The organism is Ketogulonicigenium robustum (assembly GCF_002117445.1).
Taxonomy (GTDB): Bacteria; Pseudomonadota; Alphaproteobacteria; order Rhodobacterales; family Rhodobacteraceae; genus Ketogulonicigenium; species Ketogulonicigenium robustum.
This window is the reverse complement of the sequence record NZ_CP019937.1, coordinates 810,461-830,366: the sequence shown is the minus strand read 5'-3', so window position 1 is coordinate 830,366 and position 19,906 is coordinate 810,461. Positions and strand designations below refer to the sequence as shown.

Sequence of the window (19,906 nt, the reverse complement as noted above, 5' to 3'; positions counted from 1 at the left end):
ATAGCCTCATGCGTAGACCGGAGATGTCATGCAACGAAATACCCTGAAGATCGTGTCAGCCGCACTCGCTGTGCTGATATCCGCCCCAGCCTTCGCGCAAGATACGGCACCCACCACCCCGCCCGCGGCCAACGGCCTGAGCACTGGCGAAGCTGTCGCACCCGCCGCGCCGCAAGTTGGCCAACCCTACGTGAAAGAAACGTTCGGTGACTGGGCGCTGCGATGCATCGAGGCTGGCGAAGGGGAAACCGACCCGTGCCACCTATATCAACTGTTGTCGGATGATACCGACAATCCCGTCGCTGAAATCAGCATTTTCCCCCTGCCCGCCGGCCAAGAAGCCGCCGCAGGTGCGACGATCATCACTCCGCTGGAAACGCTGCTGCAAGCGGGCGTCGTCATCGATGTCGACAGCCAAGGCGCGCGGCGTTACCCGTTCGCGTTCTGCGGCGCGGCTGGCTGCGTATCGCGCGTGGCGCTGACAGCCGAGGAACTGGACCAGTTCCGCCGTGGCACCGCCGCGACCTTGACCATCGTGCCCGCCCTGTCGACCGCCGAGGACCCCTCGGTGCATCTGCAGATCCCGCTGGCCGGTTTCACCGCCGCCTTCCGCGCGGCCGAAGCCGAAATGCCCGCGACCGGCAACTAAGCGATTGCATCCCTCCGGCCCTTCATCGGGGCCGGAGGGATCGTATCAGTCGGCGGCCTTACCGCCTGCAAGCTTTTTCAGCACGCGCGGTAAGCGGCGCAGCGCTTTATAGCTTTCCAGCTGCACATCCATCTTGGTCGCCGGATACCCCAGCATCACGCGCCCAGTCGGAACCGACGACAGGATCACGCTGGCCCCGCCCAGAACCACATCGTTGCCAATGGTGATATTGTCGCTGATCCCGACTTTTCCGCCAGCAACCACGCGGTCTCCAACGACCGACGATCCGGCAATGCCCACCTGCGCGGCAAACAAGCAATCCTCGCCCACGACCACGTTATGGGCGATGTGGATCAGGTTATCCAACTTCGTTCCCCGCCCGATGCGCGTTGCGCGAATAGTGCCGGAATCGATAGTGGTGCAAGCGCCGATTTCGACATCATCTGCGATCTCAACCCCGCCCAGCGAATGGATGCGGTGCCATGTGGCATCCTCGGGCACGGTCACTTCACCCAAGCCCAAGGTCTGGCGCGACACCTCGACATAGGCGGGCGATGCGGTCACGAACGACAGCCCGTCCGCGCCGAGTACCGCGTTTGGCTGAATAATTACCCGCGCGCCGATGCGCACCCGCCGCCCAATCCGCACGCCGTCATGCACGGTGGTGTCGGCCCCCAAAACGCTGTCCGGCCCGACCGAGACCTGGGCGCCGATTTGCACGCCCGCAGCCACCCGCACGCGCGCCCCGATAATCGAGAACGGCCCGATGGCGACGCCGTCGGCGACCTCGGCCGTAGGGTCGATGATCGCGCTGGGGTGGATACCCGCCTCCATCCCGGGGCCCGGGTCCAGCAATGCGGTCAGGCCCGCCATCGCCAGCCGCCCGCGCGGGGCGAAAACAGCGGCCTTCAGCCCCAACGCCTGCCAATCTGCACCGGGCCAAACGACGGCGGCTTTCGCCTGCCCCTCGGCCAGATGGGCGGCATAAGTTGGCGACATCGCCAAGGCCAGATCATCGGCACCCGCAGCCTGCGGTTCGGCGGCACCCGCGATGGTGATACTGCCGTCGCCTTCAAACGTGGCACCCAGCTTTTCGGCCAGTTCATCAATACGATAGGGCATCGCGGGTTCCTTTCTTTTACAAAGTTTCCTCTGATCTAGTGTCAGACAAGCCGCGCCGCTACCCCCCCTTGAGCCATTGCGCGCCAGATTGCCGCGTCGCGGCCATAGATGTCGCGGCGGAACTGCAGCGCGCCTGCATCGGTGACGATGGCAGTGCGGTAATCCAGGTGCACGGGCAGCGGCTCGGCCAGATCGACGCGCGTTTCGCGGCCCGTGTCCAGATAGCGGCGGAACAGCCCGCGCGGGTCGCTGGTTTGCGGGGCCAGCAGTTGATAGGCGAAATCGAACGGATCGGCCAAGCGGATGCAGCCGTGGCTGAACGCCCGCGTTTCGCGGTCGAACAGCGACTTCGACGGGGTGTCGTGCAGATAGATGTTCCACTGGTTCGGGAACATGAATTTCACCAACCCCAAAGCGTTCCCGCGTGATGGCGGCTCGCGCATCGCGAAGGGGAATGTGCTGGCGGAGTAGGCGTTGAAGTTCACCGCGCCGCGGTCGACAACACGCCCCGCCCCGTCCAGCAGGTCGATATGGTTCACCGCATAGGGGTTGCGCTGCATCTGCGGCAGGTATTCCCCGACCACAATCGAACGCGGCACGTTCCAGCTAGGGTTCACGACCATGAACCGCATGACATCGGAAAACTCGGGCGTTTCGCGATCGCGTCCCACCGCCCCGATGACCGAGCGGGTGCGGAATTCCTCGGCACCGTTGTTGCGGATCACGGTGTGGTAATCGGTCAAGTTCACCCAGATGTGCCGCGCGCCCAGCGGCACATTGGCCCAGCGGGCACGCTCCATCGCGACAAGGACTTGCTGCAGACGCGTCGGGATGTCGGTGTTCAGCTCGGCCAGCGTGCCCGCGCCCACAACGCCATCGGTGGCCAGCCCATGCGCGGCCTGAAAGGCCTGCACCCCGGCCAGAACATCGGCATCGAATGTATCGGTCAGGCTGGGCGACATAAAGCCCTGCCGGATCAAGCGGTCGCGAAGCGAAATGACCGCCGCGCCTGTATCGCCGCGCTGCAACTTGCCGGCGGGGCCGACGGTCACGTCGCCGCCCCACCCACCAGCGGCTTGCGCCTGCGCCAATTGCGCGCGCCCGCGCATCAGGCCCGCATAATCCGCAGCGGCGGGCAGCACATCACGCAGGGCCTGCGCGGGTGCGGGCCCCGCCAACGCATTTAAAAACCCCGCCCCGTCCAGTTGCGGCGGCTGCCGCTTGATCAGCCCGATCACGCGCGAGGGGGTGACAAAGCCGCCGTGCAACGCCTGCCCCAAATCCAGCGCAGCCCGGCTGAGGGCCGCCTCGGCCACGCCTTGCGCGTAAGGGGTGCTGGCGGCTTGCACGCGGGCCAACAGGGCTGGCGCATCAAAGGCTGCATCGGGCAAGCCGTGGTGCGGCGCATCGGCCATCGCAGCCAGCAGCACGTTACGCCGTGCCAGTGCGACGCCGTCCGGCCCCGCCCACATGGCAGCGTAATCGCGTGCGCCGTAAAACGCCTGAAGCACCTGATCGCCCGCAACGGCCTCGATCAGCCCTTGCCGAAAACCGGCCTGATCCAGTCCCAAGGCCAGCGCGCCGCCTGCAGGCAAAACGCCCGCCAGCGCGCCCGCTGATAAAGCCCGCAGCACCGCGCGACGCGAAAAATCACTGTTTGCCACTGCCCGATCCTTCCGATGCGTTTTCCAACCAAAATGCCACGGCGAACGCCCGCCGTAACGCCCAATCTGTATGCAAGGCCATTTTTTCTTGTCTTGCAGCAGACTTGCCACGTAATTCTGGCCAATGGCGACAAGGCGACGCACCCACCGGTGCGCCTTTAATAGCCGACCAAACGGCCCATTCGCGCAAATTTTCGCCGATTAAGGTGATGTATAACATTTCCCTTCAAAACAATGGTTGGTCGATCTTGAGCCACGTGCAATAAACACCCTGCGCACGGCAAAGAGGCGCAAAACCGGCACCGGCCGACGATAAGCGATCCAACAGATCGCATGGCCGCAGGCGGGCGAAGGAAAACGGCGGGACAGGCATTCGCATGACACAATACGAATCCACCGATCAGTTGGATGAATCCAACGATCGCAAACATGCGCACTTCGGCAGACGCGCGCTTTTGGGGATCTTCGCGGCCACGATGGTGACGGCAGCCCCCACGTTTAGCAAGGCGGCTGGTTTTTTGCGCGGCGGCGCTGGCGACATTCGCCGCATCCGCATGTATTCGGGGCGCACGGGCGAACAGCTGGATACGATCTACTGGATCGACGGCCAGTACATCCCCGAGGCTGTCCGCGAAGTGACGCATTTCATGCGCGACTGGCGCAACAACCAGATGATTGGCATCGACACGCGCACCATCGACATTCTGACCGCGACGCACCGCTTGGTCGATGTCAGCCGCCCCTACATGCTGCTGTCGGGCTACCGCTCGCCGCAGACCAACGCGATGTTGCGCGAAACGACGTCGGGCGTTGCCAGCAATTCACTGCATATGCGTGGCCAAGCTGTTGACGTGCGACTGGAAGGCCGTTCGGTCAACCAGCTTGCATCGGCAGCCGAGCGGTGCAGCGCGGGCGGTGTCGGGCGCTACTCGTCCTCGAACTTCGTGCATATGGATTGCGGCGCAGTGCGCCAATGGGGCCGCTAAGGCCCTTTTCTACATCTAGGGCGCTACCAGCGCCCCCGCACGGCGCGCCATAGCAATGCGGCGCGCTTTTGCACTTCTGCGGGGCGCAAATCACTCGCTAGAACACGCTCGGGCGCTTGCGCGGCGCGGCGCAAAACCGGTCTTGCATAGATAGACCAAAGGCTCGCGGGAAAGGCTGCGGCAGGCAAGTCCTGACGCAATTTCAGGTCGGTCAATCCACGCGTGGACAGGCTCGGCACATCGGAACCTGGGGGCAACCATGGCGCGCCCTGCGCCGCAAACACCGGCGCGGCCAAGAACCAATTAGCCAACCCCGTCGCGGCGCCCACAGCGCGCATCGCCGCCCGTGCATCGCCTGCGCCGGTGGCAATGGCGGCGGCCTCGGACAACGCGCCTGCAGTTGTATCCAGATAGGCCCAGAGATCGGCAGCGCCCGCGAAATCCAGATCCTGCCCGCGCGCGTCGATCATCTGGTGGAAAACCGCCGGGTCAGCTTGCCCCGCGTCCAACATCTGCACCATAGCCACAGCGGCATCGCCGTTGGGCGGGGTGCGCCCATCGACGATATCGCGCCACCACTGCAAACGCATTGCGACAATGATCGAGTTTTCGGACACGACCGACAGCCGCGCCCATTCCAAATTCAGCGCGGCCAGCGTAAACAGCACGCCGCGCGCGGCGACGGGCGCGGCCATCGTGGCGGTAAAGCGATCAACGTCGCCCTGACGAACCTGTTCAGCAAGGGCGATGTTGATCTGCATTCTTACCCTTTCAACATATCAAGGGCCGCGCCGGCACCGATTTCCCAATCGGTGCCGCCACCGGGTTTATCTTTCAGCACGATGCCCGCAGCGACCAGACGGTCACGGATTGCATCAGCTGCGGCGAAATCGCGGGCCGCTTTAGCGTCAAGGCGTTGGGCCAGCAACGATTCGACGCGCTGCGCAACGTCGTCCGCCGCATCTACCCACACGCCCATCTCGGGCTGCAAGAACCCCAGTAACTGCGCCGAAGCGCGCAGGGTTGCCGCCTCGCCCGCAGCGGCCAAGCGGTGCAGCACCGCAATCGCACCTGCGGTGTTCAGATTATCGGCCAAGGCGGTGACGACGTCGGGGTCGATCGCGCCTGCTTCAACGCCATCGGTCAGTGCGTGCCAACGGCGCAAAGCGCCCTCGGCCTCGATCCGCTTGTCATCAGTCCAGTCCATCGTGCGGCTGTAATGCGTGCCCAACATCACCAGGCGGATCACTTCGCCCGGCACGCCCTGATCCAACAGGTCACGCACCGTAAAGAAATTCCCCAACGATTTCGACATCTTGCGGCCATCGACCAGCAGCATCTCGTTGTGCAACCAATAACGCGCGAAGCTGCCTTCGGGGTGGGCGCAGCAGGATTGGGCGATCTCGTTTTCGTGGTGCGGGAACTGCAGGTCAATCCCGCCACCATGAATGTCAAACGACGCGCCAAGCAGGCCATAGCTCATAGCCGAGCATTCGATGTGCCACCCCGGCCGACCAAAACCCCACGGGCTCTCCCACCCAGGTTGCCCCAAAACCGACGGCTTCCACAGCACGAAATCCATCGGATTGCGCTTGAACGGCGCTATTTCCACGCGGGCACCTGCGATCATATCCTCGACCGAACGCCCCGACAGCGCGCCGTAATCGTCATAGCTGTCAACCGCGAACAGCACGTGGCCCTCGGCTTCATAGGCGTTACCGCGTTCGATCAACGCAGCAATCATCTCGACCATCGCAGGGATCCAGTCGGTCGCACGGGGCTCAAAATCCGGCCGAGCGGCGCCCAGCGCGTCCATATCGGCATGATACCAAGCGATCGTCTCGTCGGTCACATCGCGAATGGAACGGCCAGTGGCGGCGGCGCGATCATTGATCTTATCATCAACGTCGGTGAAATTACGCGCATAGGTCACCGCCCCGTCACCATAAACATGGCGCAGCAGGCTAACCAGCACATCAAACACCAGCACGGGGCGCGCGTTGCCCAGATGCGCGCGGTCGTAAACCGTGGGGCCACACAGGTACAAACGCACATCTGCCGGATTAAGCGGAACGAAGACCTCTCGCGTGCGGGTCTTGCTGTTGTGCAATGTGATCTGTGTCATTTCAGCCTCTAAGCGGTTTTGGCAGCCTTTTTCTCGGCGGCCAGCTTTTCTGCCAGATCTCGGGCAATTGCGAAAGAGCCCCTGATCCGGTCAGCTTCGGTTTTCCAGTCGGCCAGAATGACAATGCGATTGTCTTTCACCTTGGCCGCGCCGTTTTGGTCGTGCAAGAACGCGACCAGCCCCGCAGGCGACGCGAATTTGTCGTTGTGGAAGCGGATCGTGACGCCCTTCGGCCCCGCCTCGAGGCTGGAGATTCCGGCCCGTTTACACATGGCCTTGATCCGCACGACCGTCAGCAGGGTGTTCACCTCGCGCGGCAGCTTGCCGAAACGGTCGATCAGCTCGGCGGCGAAGCCTTCCAGCTCGACTTTGGTGGTCAGGTCGGATAGCCGGCGGTACAGGCCAAGGCGCACGTCCAGATCGGGCACGTAATCCTCGGGGATCAGTACGGACACGCCAATGCTGATGTTCGGCGCCCATTGGTCGTTGTCGGGCAGAGCCTCGGATTCGCCCGATTTGATGCGCGCGATCTCGTCCTCCAGCATCTGCTGGTACAGCTCGTAGCCGACCTCGCGGATCTGGCCGGATTGTTCCTCGCCCAGCAGATTACCCGCGCCGCGAATATCCAAATCCTGCGAGGCCAGTTGAAACCCTGCCCCAAGGCTGTCCAAACTGCCCAGCACGCGCAGGCGTTTTTCTGCGGCAGGGGTCAGTTTCTGGCGCGGCTTCGTCGTCAGATAGGCATAGGCCCGCACCTTCGACCGGCCAACCCGCCCACGAATTTGATAGAGTTGCGACAGGCCGAACATATCCGCGCGGTGCACGATCATCGTGTTGGCGGTCGGAATGTCCAAGCCCGATTCCACAATCGTCGTCGCCAGCAGCACGTCGAACTTGCCATCGTAGAAGGCGTTCATCCGGTCGTCCAACTCGCCCGCAGCCATCTGGCCATGGGCGGCGACGTATTTCACCTCGGGCACTTCGCGCTGCAGGAATTCTTCCATCTCGGGTAAATCGCTTAGGCGCGGCACGACGATGAAGCTTTGGCCGCCACGGAAGTGCTCGCGCAGCAGTGCCTCGCGCACGGTGATCGTGTCGAATTCGCTGACATAGGTGCGGATCGCCAGCCGGTCGATGGGCGGCGTGCCGATGATCGACAGGTCGCGCACCCCCGAAAGCGACAGCTGCAGCGTGCGCGGAATGGGCGTTGCGGTCAGCGTCAGCACGTGGATGTCGGACCGCAACTGTTTCAGCCGCTCCTTATGCTGCACGCCGAAATGCTGTTCCTCGTCGATAATCAACAGCCCGAGGCTTTTGAATTTCACCGCTTTGGCCAGCACCGCATGGGTGCCGATGACGACATCAACCGTGCCATCAGCCAACCCCTTACGCGTCGCTTCGGCATCTTTGGCCGAGACGAAGCGCGACAACGGGCGAACATTCAGCGGGAACCCACGGAAGCGTTCGGCGAAGCTTTTGAAATGCTGGCGCGCCAGCAGTGTTGTGGGCGCAACGACGGCCACCTGCATGCCCGACATCGCGGCAACGAACGCGGCGCGGATCGCCACCTCGGTCTTGCCAAAGCCCACGTCGCCGCAGATCAGGCGGTCCATCGGGCGGCCGGACTGCAAATCCTCCAGCACATCGGTGATGGCCTGCAACTGGTCGTCGGTCTCCTGATAGGGGAACCGCGCCAAGAACTGTTCCCAAATCTCGGCGGGCGGGTCGACCTCGGGGGCGGACCGCAACGCGCGTTCGGCGGCCACGCGGATCAGCCGGTCGGCGATCTGGCGGATTCGTTCTTTCAGCTTGGCCTTTTTCGACTGCCATGCCCCGCCGCCCAGTTTGTCCAGCAGGCCCTGTTCGTGCCCATACCGGCTGAGCAGTTCTATATTGACCACCGGCAGGTACAGCTTCGCGCCTTCGGCATATTCCAGCGCGAGGCATTCATAGGGCGCGCCGGCGGCGGTGATCACCTCTAGCCCCAGATAGCGGCCCACGCCGTGTTCGACGTGGACGACCAGATCGCCGGGCGACAGGCTGTTCGCCTCGGTCAGGAAGTTTTCGGCGCGGCGCTTACGGCGGGTCTGGCGGATCAGCCGTTCGCCCAGCACGTCTTGTTCGGAAATGACGGTCAGGCCGGGGGCGGTAAAGCCAGCCTCCAGCGGCCAGACGGCCATGTGCACGCCGCGCTTGCCAACGCGGCTAAAGTCGGTGACGGGAATAACCTCGCCCACGCCTTCGTCTTCCAGCAACCCTGTTAAACGCTCGCGCGCGCCCTCGGAGTAGCTGGCAAGGATCACGGGGTGATCTTTAGATATAGGTTTAATATAGTCCGATAATGCACTGAACAGGTTTATATTTTCCTGCTGACGCTCAGGCGCAAAGTTGCGGCCTATGACCCCGCCTGCGTCGATCACGCCAAGGCCCACAGGCTGCTTTAGCGGCGCAAGGCGCAACATACGGCGGCCACCCACGGCCGTCACCCAAGCGCTCTCATCCAGATATAGGCTGTCTGGCGGCGCGGGTTTGTAGACGCTGTCACTGCCGCGGCGCTGCTGCAGCGCGTGCTGTCGCGCCTCGTATTGGTCGACAATCGAGACCCAGCGCGCCTCGCGGATCGCATCGCTTTGGTCGTCCAGCGTGATCGTCGCATCGGGTAGAAAGTCGAACAGGGTTTCCAGCCTATCGTGGAAGAAGCCCAGCCAGTGCTCCATCCCCGCCTGCTTGCGCCCTGCGGTGACACTTTCGTACAGCGGGTCATCGGCCCCGCCCGCCCCGAAAGCCACGCGGTAATTCTGCCGGAACCGCGTGATCGAAGCCTCGTCCAGCACCACCTCGGACACCGGCGACAGTTCGACCCGCGACAGCTTTTCAACCGTGCGCTGGTTTGCGGGGTCGAACAGGCGCGCGCCATCCAGCACGTCGCCAAAGAAATCCAGCCGCACCGGCAAATCTTGCCCGGGCGGGAAAATGTCGACGATGCCGCCGCGCCACGCGAAATCGCCCGGCTCGGTCACGGTGGCCGCGGGGCTAAAGCCCATGCGGGTCAGAAAACCGCGCAAGGCCCCCTCGTCCACGCGCGCGCCGACATCGACAGAAAACGCCGACTTGCGCAGCAAATCGCGCGCGGGCACCTTTTGCGTTGCCGCATTCAGCGTGGTCAGCAGCACATAGCGCTGCGGCATGCCGTGTATCAGCGCCGCCAGCGTCGCCATGCGCGCGGCCGAAATCTCGGGGTTGGGCGAGATACGGTCATAGGGCAAGCAATCCCACGCAGGAAATGTAAACACCGGCATGGAAGGGTCAAAAAACGCCAGCGCGGCCTGCATCGCGGCCAAGCGGCGGTCGTCGCGTGCGACGTGCACCACCGGCGCGGCGGACTTCGCGACTTCTTGCAGGATAAGGCGGGCGTCGAACCCCTCGGGCGCGCCAGAGACTGTAATATGCTTTGGATCGTGGGACATGCACTTCACCTAAGGGGCGCAGCAGCCTGACGCAACAGGCTAAAACAGGATGTAGCCGCGAATGATATCGGCAACGCCGATCAGCAATGTGACAAGAACGGCAACCAGCGCAACACCTTGGCGGGCCCAGTGCAGGCGCACAAGGCGCTGGCGCAGCGGCTCGCCCGTTGCCTCGTCATGGAAAATCCGCAAGGCCCAGCGCAAATCCAACAAGCCCAGCGCAAGCCACGTCAGGTAGAGGCAAGTCAACGCGCGAAAGAATTCAACGTTGTATACCCAGCCCAGCAAGATCAACGATATGGAGCAGAACCCGATCAGCGCCGTGACGAAAAGCCCCGATTTGTCGGTCAGGCGCGCGATACGACCGATCTCGATCCGGGCGGCGTCATCCAGATCGCGGCGGGCGTCGGCATCGCCCTTGCGCGCGCGGCGCACAAGATCCCACGACAACCCCATGGCACGCCCCGAGGCGATGCTCCAGACCAGCGCGAGGCCGATCCAATACCACACACTGGTGAAGGAACGGGGCGAGATAATGTCGAATATGCTCACGTCGGGCGTTCCGTAGGCAGTGCAGGCGTCGCGCGCACCCTAGCGGGGCAATGCGCCCTTGCCCATAGCGCATTTGGGCGTAAAACCCTTTGCAACGAACATGTGTTAAGAAAGGCGCGCTGTCATGCAACCCGTGCTTGCCCCATTCCCTGCCACCCGCCTGCGCCGCAACCGCGCGACGCCCGCCCTTCGCGCATTGGTGCGCGAGACGCACCTTGACCCCAGCGATCTGATCTGGCCCGTCTTCGTGATGGAGGGCGAGGATTGCACCACCGACATCCCCTCGATGCCGGGCGTGCAGCGCCTGTCGGTTGACCGGCTGGCCAAAGCCGCTGTCGAGGCAGAGGCCCGCGGCATTCCCGCCATGTGCATCTTCCCCTACACCGACATGGCCGCCCGCACCGAGGATTGCGCCCTGGCCTGGAGCATGGACAACATCGCCAACCGCGCCATCCGCGCCATCAAGGATGCTGCGCCGAACATGGCGGTGATGACCGACATCGCCCTCGACCCCTATAACATCAACGGCCACGACGGTTTTGTGGTCGACGGACGCATTGTGAACGACGAAACGGTCGAGGCGCTGGTGAAGATGGCGCTGGCGCAAGCCGAAAGCGGCGCCGATATTCTGGGCCCGAGTGACATGATGGACGGCCGTATCGGCGCCATCCGCGCCGCGCTGGAATCGGCCGGCCACCGCGATGTGACGATCATGAGCTATGCGGCGAAATACGCCTCGGGGTATTACGGCCCGTTCCGCGATGCCGTCGGCGCAAGCGCCGCGCTGAAGGGCGACAAAAAGACCTATCAGATGGACCCCGCAAACAGCGACGAGGCGCTGCGCCACATCGCCCGTGATCTGTCCGAGGGGGCCGACATGGTCATGGTCAAACCCGGCATGCCCTACTTGGACATCTGCCGCCGCGTGAAAGACCAGTTCGGCGTGCCGACATTCGCCTATCAGGTGTCGGGCGAATACGCGATGCTGAAGGCCGCTTTCGCCAACGGCTGGCTTGACCCGCAGAAAGTGGTGATCGAGACGCTGATGTGCTTCAAGCGCGCGGGATGTGACGGGATTTTGACCTATTTCGCGCCCGAAGTGGCCGAAGCACTGCAGGGCTGACGGCGAATTCCGCCCATGACATCACAGGCGGGTGACAAACACCCGCCTGCACCCTATTCTGCCCGCCAGCGGCCAACATAAGGCCGCATCACGAAAAAGGCGCCAGAGCATGACACAGCTGACACGACGCGGATTGACACTTGGTTTGGGCGCATTCGGCCTGACCGCAACGGGACTGACAGCCGCCTGCAACAACGGAATCGGCAGCGGCGGCGCTGCTGAGATTGACGCCCGCGCCGACAGCACGGTCGCCCATATGCTGCAAGCCTACCCCGGCACCCAAGACCTGATGAACCGCGCTGCCGGTATGCTGGTGATGCCCGTGATGACCGAGGTCGGCCTTGGCCTTGGCGGATCATACGGGCGCGGCGCGCTGCGCATTCAACAAGTGACGGTGGATTACTATTCGGCGGCCTCGGCCAGCGCGGGTTTCCAAATCGGCGCGCAGCAGTACAGCCACGTGCTGTTCTTCATGTCGCAAGAATCGCTAGGCCAGTTCCGTACCAGCTATGGCTGGGCGGCGGGGGCCGATATCGACTACGCCATCGCCGCCAATGGCGACATGCTGCGGGCCGAGACGACCACTTCGATGGCCCCTGTAATTGCCGTCGTCTTTGCCCAATCGGGGCTGCGCGTCGGCGCCACGATCGAGGGCACCAAATACACGCGGATCATACCGTAAAGCGCAGGTTTAGGGTACGGGGTGGCTGAAAATATCCAGCCCCTCGACCCCCGCCTCGTGCAGGATATAGCCGCGCTGATGGTAGTACGGCGCGACGCTGGGGGCCGCTGTCAGAAAGACCCGCTCAAACCCCATTTGCGCCGCAGCGGCGCGGGCAATCGCCTGCAGCTGCATCGCCACGCCTGCCCCGCGCGCGGCAGGTTCCACCCATAATGCGGCAATCCATGGCGTCAGATCGGGGCGGCTGTCCAAGTCATCGTCGATCAGCAACACCGACCCGCAATACACATCACCGCGATGGGCGACCCAAGCGGCGGGAAGGCTGGGGGCAGTAAACACCTCCTCCAGCCGCGCGCGGTAATCGGCAAGCGTCACCTCGCTATCTTGCCACCACGCCGCCCACGCGCGCGCAGCCACCACATCGGCGAATTGCGGCACGCTGGGCAGCGGGCTGATGGTCAGCGCGTCAGGCACCGCGCAGCGCCTTGGCCCGCTGTGCCCGCCACGAAAACAGGATCAGCGCGATAATCGTCACAACAAAGGGAATCGCTTGGATCAGTTCCGCCGGGAAGTTCTGCGCGCGCGTCGCAATCACGAACGATAGCGCGTCGAACACACCAAACAGCAGCGCGGCCAGCAGCGCGCCAATCGGGTGACGCGCGCCCAGCAGCACCGCGCCCAGAGCGATAAACCCGCGCCCTGCCGTCATGTCGCGCGTAAAGCCCACATAGTTGAACATCGCCAGCTGCGCGCCAGCCAGCCCTGTAAACGCCCCCGAAGCCACCAGCGCCCACATGCGAACGACATCAACTTTGATCCCCGCAGCGGCGGGCGCGGCAGGGTATTCGCCCACCGCCCGCAGCCACAGACCGCCGCGCATACGATACAGGAAGAACCACAGGCCAAAGACGGCCACAAAGGCAAACCAAGTGAGCAGCGAATGCCCCGACAGCAGCCGGAACAGCAAATCACCAATCCCCGGCACGCCTTTCAGGAAGGGCAAATTCACTGCAGGAACCGCCTTGGACACAAGGTTGATCGACGTGCCCTTGTCGCCACCCGTGGCCAGCGACAGCGCGAATACGGTGCCGCCCGTCGCCACGATGTTCACCGCAAAACCGACCAGAATAATGTCGGCGCGCATCCGCAGGTGGAAAAACGCCATCAGCAGCCCCAGCGCCGACCCTGCCGTCATCGCCGCCAGCACCGCAACGTACCACGGGTAGTGCACCGAAACGAGCACCGCCGTCAGCGCCGAGATTAGCATCATCCCCTCGAGCGCGACGTTCAGCGCCCCCGACAGGTCGGATATCAACCCGCCCAACGTGGCCAGCAACAGCGGCGTCATCTGGCGGATCACCATCGCCAGGAAGGTGACCGAAAATACGGCTTCCAGCACGTCCATCATTGTACGGCCCCCCGACGTTTAAAGATGCGGCCCAGCGCCTTGCGCCCCGGCACCGTAAAGCTGGAGGCAACCAGCAAAATGACCAACGCCTGCACGACCGAGATCATCTCGTTCGGAACGTCGGTGCGGTTCCCCATCAGCTGCGCCCCTTGGCGTAGGTAGCCATAGGCCAGCGCAACAAGCGGCACGGCAAGTGGGCGATTCTTGGCGACGATGGCGATCAAAATCCCCTCGAACGCCAGATTGCCGTCGAAGTTTTCGGCGATCTTGCCGTAGGCCCGGCCCTGCACAAACACGGCCCCCAGCAGCCCGCCAACAGCGCCCGCCGCCGTCATCGCCGCGATCATCACCGCATTGGCGCGAATGCCGGCATATTCGGCAAAGGTCGGGTTGTCGCCCACCAATCGCAGCTTGAGCCCCCACCGCGTGCGATAGAGGATGAACCACACAACAACCGTCATCACCAGCGCGACCACGATTCCCAGATCCAGCCGCGTGTTGGCGACAAGTGCGGGGAAGACAGCCTCAGGCGGGAACGGCGGCGACATCAACTGGCCGCTGTTGGGCGGGGCCAGATGGGCGCGCGTGATCCAGTTGACGACCTTGATGGCGATGTAGTTCAGCATTAGCGAGGAGACGATCTCGTTCGCGCCGAACTTGGCCTTGGCATAGCCCGGCAAAAAGCCATAGGCCGCCCCGCCCACCATGCCCGCGATCAGGCACAGCGGTATCGCCAGCGGCGTTGCACCCGCTGGCGACAGGGCCACCAGCGCGGCGAACAACCCCCCGACATAGACTTGCCCTTGCACGCCCATCGAAAACTGCCGCGCCTGAAAAACAAGGCTGAAGGCAAGGCCCGTCAGCGTCAGTTTGGCCACGTCGTCCATCCAATAACCGATGGTGCGTTTCGATGTCAGCGGTGCGGTCAACAGTTGCGAAAACGCATTCATCGGGTCGGCCGATGTGGCGATAATAATCAGCAGCGCGACGACCAGCGCAATCAACAAGGCGCCGATAGCGCGGCCAGCCTCGCGCGCGAAGGTACCCAAACGGTCGGGCTTTCCGGTCATGGTCGTCATTGCATCCCCGCAGCGACTTGTTCTGGTGTTTGGGTGGCAAGGCCCAGCATGTATCGGCCCAATTCCTCGGCGGTCAGCGCATCGGAATTGACAAAAGCCGCGACGATCTGTCCGCGATAGAACACGACCAGCCGGTCGGACAGCGCCATCAGTTCCGACAAATCGGCGGACACCAGCAAGACGGCAGCGCCGCCGTCGCGCGCCTCGGTCAGACGTTCCCAGATGAATTGCGTCGCGCCCAGATCGACGCCTCGTGTCGGCTGGTTGACCAGCAGCAACGCCGGTTGGCGCGCCAACTCGCGCGCGACGACCACCTTTTGCATATTGCCGCCCGACAAGGTGTTTGCGGTAAAATCCGGACCGCCCGCACGAATCGCGAAATGCTGGATCGCCGCCACCGCATTGGCACGCATCGCTTTTAGATCCAGCAAGCCGCGGCGGACAAAACGGTCGTCCTGCAGACGCGTCGCGATCAGGTTTTCAGCGATGGTCGATTGCGGGGCCAACCCCTCGGCCAGACGGTCTTCGGGGATCGAGGCGACACCGCTGGCGCGCCGCTGCAGCACCGACTGCCCGTCCAGCACCTGCCCCGCCAAGGTAATGCGCCCGCCCGCTGAGGCGCGCAGCCCGGCGATAGCTTCCAGCACCTCGGCCTGACCGTTGCCTTCCACACCGACAAGGCCCAAAATCTCGCCCGCGCGGACGGATAGCGACAGCCCCGTCGTGATCGGCGTGCCTTTTTCGGACACCAGATCCAGCGCATCGACGGTGCAGACCACATCGCCAATATGCGCCGCGCGCGGCACGCGCAGCTGCACCTCGCGCCCGACCATCATCGTGGCAAGGCTGTCTTCGGTCACATCAGCCGCCTTGACCTGCCCCACGGTGCGGCCCGCGCGCATCACGGTGATGCTGTCGGAAATCGCCAGAACCTCGGGCAGTTTATGCGCGATGAAAATAACAGTGCGCCCCTGCGCCACCAGCGCACGCACGGCGGCGAACAATTCCTCGACCTCTTGCGGGGCCAGAACCGCGGTCGGCTCGTCCAAAATCAGGATTTTGGCGTCACGGTAGAGCGATTTCAGAATCTCGACGCGCTGCTGCTGGCCCACGGGCAGCGTATCGACGCGCGCCTCGGGGTCGACATTCAGGCGGAAACGCTGCGAAAGCTCGCGCACGCGGGCGATGGCGGTGGCGCGGTCGAATTTGATCCCATTTTTGGGTTCCGAGCCAAGCACCACATTTTCGTAAACGGTAAAAGACGGCACCAGCGAAAAGTGCTGGAATACCATGCCGATGCCCATATCAATCGCATCGCGCGGGCCTGCAAACGCCACCTGCTGGCCAAAAATCGACAGGTTGCCGCCATCGGGCTTTTCCGTGCCGAACAGGATCTTCATCAGCGTCGATTTGCCAGCACCATTCTCGCCCACTACGGCATGAACCTCGCCGGGCATAACGCGCAAGTTGACGCCGTCATTCGCCACAGTGCCGCCAGGGTAGACCCTGCGGATGTCGATTGCCTCGATGACTGGTTGCATCGGGTGTTCTTCCATCTTCAAAGAAAAACCGCGTCCGCCCTTGTCGGGCGGGCGCGGCAATTTGGATTACATCATCGTTTCGACAGTGATCTCGCCCGCGATGATCTGAGCCTCTAGCGCGTCGACCTCGGCGCGAACCTCGGCAGGCACGCTCGCCTCGTAATAGGCGTTCTTCGAGATGCCGACCGCGCCTTCTTGCAGCCCCAGCACGACGATGCTGCCATAGGGCGCAGTCCCCGCCAGCGTCTGTTCCAGCACCAGATAGATCGAATCGCCGACCTTCTTCTCGACCGAGGTGAAGATCGCCTTGGCTTGGGCTTCGTCCGTGGCCTCGAAAATCAGGGCTTGGTCACTGTCGACGCCCACGGCCAGCTTGCCTTCGTCACGCGCCGCTTGCAGCGCACCAATGCCGGTGCCGCCCGCGATCGGGAAGACGATATCCGCGCCTTGGGCAAATTGGGTCAGCGCCAACTCCTTGCCCTTGGCGGGGTCGGTAAAGCTACCAGCCACGGCGCGGATCAATTCTACATCCGGATTGGCAAGGCGTGCGCCCTGTTCGAACCCGACCGCGAATTCCAAGATCGTCGCGCCTTCGACGCCGAAAATCTCGCCGATTTTGCCGGTCTGGCTGACCTTGGCGGCGGCATAACCCGCCAAGAACGCCGCCGTCGATGTGCGGTAAGTGATGGCAATCACGTTCGGCAGGTTGTTCGCCGCGAAATCGGGCGCGTCATCAAAGATGATGAACTTGGTGTCCGGGAATTCGGGGGCCAGCGCGACGACAAAACCGGTCATTTCCCACGTGCCGACGACGATGATGTCGTAGCCTTGGTCGCAGGCATCGGCCAGCGCAGGCTCCCACCGGGCGCGGTCGTTGCCTGGCTCGATCACCGTTGCCTCAATCGGCATGCTTTCGGCTGCACGGTTCAGGCCGGCGGCGGCAGAATCAAGGAAGCTTTTGTCGCCAAGCTGGCCGTGCACCACGAACGCCACGCGGGTCTTGGCCTGCGCACTGGCGGCGCCGACAAAACCAGCCACGGCGGTCGTGGCCAGCAGCAGCTGGCCCAACCCACGACGGGTAATAAGGGTCGACATGTCTTTACACTCTCCTGTTGGGGTTACGCGTGATACGCGATCGACGCGGCATAGAGGGCGGTCAGCCGTTCGATGCTGGCTTCTTCGACCAGCGTGATCTTGGGCGTTCCAAGGCGTCCCGACGGGTCGACCAAAGTCATCCCGCGCGTGATACCGGGGGCCAGCGCGACATCGACGCTGGCTGTCACGGTTTTGGTGACGATGCTAAGGTCGAGCACGACGGCGATGGCAAAGGGGTCAACGTATTTGAACTTGCCGTTCCCGCCGTAGAATTCGTCGGTCTTGCATGCATGTTCCAGCAGCGCCGAGGAAAAATCGCGCACTGCACTGGCAGGCGCAGCAGCCACCAGCGCGCGGGCATCCTCGCGGCTGATGTAGTGGGTCGTGCAGGGCTCCCACGGGACGACGATGGTGTCGATGTCAGCTTGGAAGACAACGGCGGCGGCTTCTGGGTCGGCGCAGATGTTGAATTCGGCGGCTGGGGTGGTGTTGCCACGGCCATAAACGGTCGCGCCCATAATGGTCAGGCGGCCGATACCAGCGGTGATCGCGGGCTCAAGCCGCAGGGCCAGCGCAAGGTTCGTCAGCGGCCCGATCATGATGATGTCGACTTTGGTGCCGCCAGCGGCCGCGCTACGGAAAGTTTCGCGCAGGAAGGTCACGGCATCGTCGCCCGCGGGTGCGGGGATGGTGGCCGGGCGCGGCGCGCCGCCAAGGCCGTCTTCCCCGTGAATGTGGGTCGCGTCGATAATGGGCTGCACCATCGGCACCTTGGCACCGCTGTAAACCGGCACGTCGCCGTGGCCGGTCACTTCCAGCACGGTCAGCAAGTTACGCGTTGCCGCCGCAAGGCTGACGTTGCCGAAAACGGATGTGACCGCCACAGGCACCACGCCGCCAGCCAGCAACATTTGCAGGGCTTGCGCGTCATCCACACCGCCGTCGGAATCGAAAATGACAGGATTCATAATTTAGGTCGCCTTCATCTTTGCCGCTTGGACGCGCGCCCAGAAAACATGGTGGGCGGCTTCGTATTCCGTGCGAACGGTTTCGTATTGGGTGCGGACCAGTGCGCGGTCACGAACCAGCGCCTCGCCCTGCACCCAGACGTTTTGCACATCGCGGCCCGAACCGGAATAGACCAATGCCGTTTCCACATCGGGTGTCGGCGACCAGCCGGGGCCGCGCATGTCGATGGATATGATATCAGCCGACTTGCCAACCTCCAATGAGCCGATCTCGTGGTCGAGGCCCAGCGCACGCGCCCCCTCGATCGTCGCCATGCGGATCAAGTCGCGGCTGCTGATCGGCTGCGCGACCCCCTCGCGGTGGCTGGCGACAAGGCCTGCGACGCGCATTTCCTGCACCATGTCGTAGGAATTATTGGCCGCCACATTATCGGTGCCGATACCGACTGTCACGCCCGCCGCACGCAGATCGATGACAGGGCAGATCCCCTCGCGCCCCGACCGCAGCCCCGCCGTCGCGCAATACGCGACCGAGGCCGCAGGCGCGCGGGCGAAAACGGCTATGTCCTCTTCGGACAAATCCAGACAGTGCGCGACATGCACACGACCGTTGAAAAAGCCTGTTTCTTCAAGGGCTACCGCTGCGGTTTTTCCATACAACTTTAAGCTGACGTCGTTATCTTCAGGCCCAGCCGCCATATGCATGTGCAGGCCCGAACCGTATTTATTGGCGATTTCAACCTCGGCCTGCAGCAACTCGGCCGTATTATCGACATAGGGCGCATGCGGGCCGAACCACGGAATAACGCGACCATCGGCCGAGCGTTGGCTGGCCAAAAATGCCTCGGCCCGCGCCAGTTCGCGCACGCCAACCTCGGGGTCGCCCAGTTGCACGATACCATAGGCGATAACCGCCCGAATGCCCGCTTTGCGCACGGCACCAGCGATTTCATCGGCAAAGAAGTACTGTTCGCAAAATGTCGTGGTGCCCGACAGCAGCATTTCGGCGCAGGATAGCGCGACGGCGGGGGGAATGTCCTCGGCGACCAGCGACAGCTCGGGCTCGCGAATGGCGTTGTACCAGCCGTCCATCGTCAGCAGGCTCTGCCCCTCGGCGACGCCGCGAAACAGGATCATCGGGCTGTGGGTGTGCGCGTTGACCAGCCCCGGCATGACCAGATGGCCTGCCAGATCTTGCACGGCATCAAAGCCCTCCGGCTCGGACCCAGCAGGGCCGAGGGCAGCGATTCGACCGTCTTCGACGGCAATCCAGCCCTTTTCGTAGGCAGTATCGGCAGCATCAACGGTCAGGACCGTCGCGTTCTTCAGCAAAAATCTGGTCATGGGTTCCGAAGTCAGTAAATCGGTTTACAAGAGAACAAGCAGCAGCGTGCGAGCAAAGTCAAATGGCTTGAAAGCCCGGTGCGCGGCAACAGCAAAGATCG

Annotated in this window: 17 protein-coding genes; 4 read left to right on the top strand and 13 right to left on the bottom strand. The window is 63.3% G+C overall.

The window, feature by feature from the left end:
• Positions 1 to 28 precede the first annotated feature (28 nt).
• On the top strand, positions 29 to 649 hold the full coding sequence (locus BVG79_RS04190) for an invasion associated locus B family protein (RefSeq protein ID WP_085785780.1): 621 nt from the start codon (positions 29 to 31) through the stop codon (positions 647 to 649).
• 45 nt (positions 650 to 694) lie between these two features.
• On the opposite strand, the gene lpxD is transcribed toward BVG79_RS04190, so the two are convergent.
• Together lpxD and BVG79_RS04180 are read right to left on the bottom strand one after the other, a co-directional pair.
• A complete protein-coding gene (gene lpxD, locus BVG79_RS04185; protein WP_085785779.1) occupies positions 695 to 1,771 on the bottom strand; it encodes a UDP-3-O-(3-hydroxymyristoyl)glucosamine N-acyltransferase in 1,077 nt (358 codons plus the stop codon).
• Positions 1,772 to 1,812: 41 nt separating this feature from the next.
• Positions 1,813 to 3,435, bottom strand: a complete 1,623-nt coding sequence (locus BVG79_RS04180; RefSeq protein WP_085785778.1) for a L,D-transpeptidase family protein — start codon at positions 3,433 to 3,435, stop codon at positions 1,813 to 1,815.
• Positions 3,436 to 3,812: 377 nt separating this feature from the next.
• On the opposite strand from BVG79_RS04180, the gene mepK reads away from it, so the two are divergent.
• The gene (gene mepK, locus BVG79_RS04175; protein WP_085785777.1) at positions 3,813 to 4,421 is read left to right on the top strand and encodes a peptidoglycan L,D-endopeptidase MepK; all 609 of its coding nucleotides are present in this window, start codon (positions 3,813 to 3,815) and stop codon (positions 4,419 to 4,421) included.
• 23 nt (positions 4,422 to 4,444) lie between these two features.
• Here mepK and BVG79_RS04170 read toward each other — a convergent pair whose 3' ends face one another.
• From BVG79_RS04170 to BVG79_RS04155, 4 genes are read right to left on the bottom strand one after another with little or no spacing between them, the layout of a single operon-like run.
• The gene (locus tag BVG79_RS04170) at positions 4,445 to 5,182 is read right to left on the bottom strand and encodes a squalene/phytoene synthase family protein (RefSeq protein ID WP_085785776.1); all 738 of its coding nucleotides are present in this window, start codon (positions 5,180 to 5,182) and stop codon (positions 4,445 to 4,447) included.
• A gap of 2 nt (positions 5,183 to 5,184) precedes the next feature.
• Positions 5,185 to 6,546 (bottom strand): cysteine--tRNA ligase, encoded by a 1,362-nt coding sequence (gene cysS / locus BVG79_RS04165; RefSeq protein WP_085785775.1) that lies wholly within the window; start codon positions 6,544 to 6,546, stop codon positions 5,185 to 5,187.
• An 8-nt stretch (positions 6,547 to 6,554) separates the two neighbouring features.
• Positions 6,555 to 10,013: a transcription-repair coupling factor gene (mfd, locus tag BVG79_RS04160; protein WP_085785774.1), complete on the bottom strand. Its 3,459-nt coding sequence runs from the start codon at positions 10,011 to 10,013 to the stop codon at positions 6,555 to 6,557.
• 39 nt (positions 10,014 to 10,052) lie between these two features.
• Positions 10,053 to 10,565 carry a hypothetical protein gene (locus BVG79_RS04155; RefSeq protein WP_236951418.1) on the bottom strand — a complete coding sequence of 171 codons (513 nt, stop codon included), beginning with the start codon at positions 10,563 to 10,565 and terminating at the stop codon, positions 10,053 to 10,055.
• Between the two features lie 124 nt (positions 10,566 to 10,689).
• Here BVG79_RS04155 and hemB point away from each other — a divergent pair, with 124 nt between their 5' ends.
• Together hemB and BVG79_RS04145 are read left to right on the top strand one after the other, a co-directional pair.
• Complete coding sequence (hemB, locus tag BVG79_RS04150; protein WP_085785773.1) at positions 10,690 to 11,688, top strand: porphobilinogen synthase; 999 nt, start codon at positions 10,690 to 10,692, stop codon at positions 11,686 to 11,688.
• A gap of 109 nt (positions 11,689 to 11,797) precedes the next feature.
• Entirely contained in the window at positions 11,798 to 12,370 is a 573-nt protein-coding gene (locus BVG79_RS04145; protein WP_085785772.1) for a lipid-binding SYLF domain-containing protein, read from the top strand.
• A gap of 9 nt (positions 12,371 to 12,379) precedes the next feature.
• Here BVG79_RS04145 and BVG79_RS04140 read toward each other — a convergent pair whose 3' ends face one another.
• The 7 genes from BVG79_RS04140 to BVG79_RS04110 form a co-directional block, all read right to left on the bottom strand.
• Positions 12,380 to 12,844, bottom strand: coding sequence for a GNAT family N-acetyltransferase (locus BVG79_RS04140; protein WP_236951417.1), 465 nt, complete (start codon positions 12,842 to 12,844; stop codon positions 12,380 to 12,382).
• Complete coding sequence (locus tag BVG79_RS04135) at positions 12,837 to 13,778, bottom strand: ABC transporter permease (protein WP_085785771.1); 942 nt, start codon at positions 13,776 to 13,778, stop codon at positions 12,837 to 12,839. The genes BVG79_RS04140 and BVG79_RS04135 overlap by 8 nt, the downstream gene beginning before the upstream one ends.
• Positions 13,775 to 14,857 carry an ABC transporter permease gene (locus tag BVG79_RS04130; RefSeq protein WP_236951416.1) on the bottom strand — a complete coding sequence of 361 codons (1,083 nt, stop codon included), beginning with the start codon at positions 14,855 to 14,857 and terminating at the stop codon, positions 13,775 to 13,777. Before BVG79_RS04130 ends, BVG79_RS04135 begins: the two co-directional genes overlap by 4 nt.
• A complete protein-coding gene (locus BVG79_RS04125; RefSeq protein ID WP_085787240.1) occupies positions 14,854 to 16,398 on the bottom strand; it encodes an ABC transporter ATP-binding protein in 1,545 nt (514 codons plus the stop codon). Before BVG79_RS04125 ends, BVG79_RS04130 begins: the two co-directional genes overlap by 4 nt.
• 66 nt (positions 16,399 to 16,464) lie before the next feature.
• Entirely contained in the window at positions 16,465 to 17,493 is a 1,029-nt protein-coding gene (locus BVG79_RS04120; protein WP_085785770.1) for a BMP family lipoprotein, read from the bottom strand.
• 23 nt (positions 17,494 to 17,516) lie between these two features.
• Positions 17,517 to 18,461, bottom strand: a complete 945-nt coding sequence (locus BVG79_RS04115) for a nucleoside hydrolase (protein ID WP_236951415.1) — start codon at positions 18,459 to 18,461, stop codon at positions 17,517 to 17,519.
• 3 nt (positions 18,462 to 18,464) lie between these two features.
• On the bottom strand, positions 18,465 to 19,805 hold the full coding sequence (locus BVG79_RS04110; protein ID WP_085785768.1) for an amidohydrolase family protein: 1,341 nt from the start codon (positions 19,803 to 19,805) through the stop codon (positions 18,465 to 18,467).
• Positions 19,806 to 19,906: the final 101 nt, after the last annotated feature.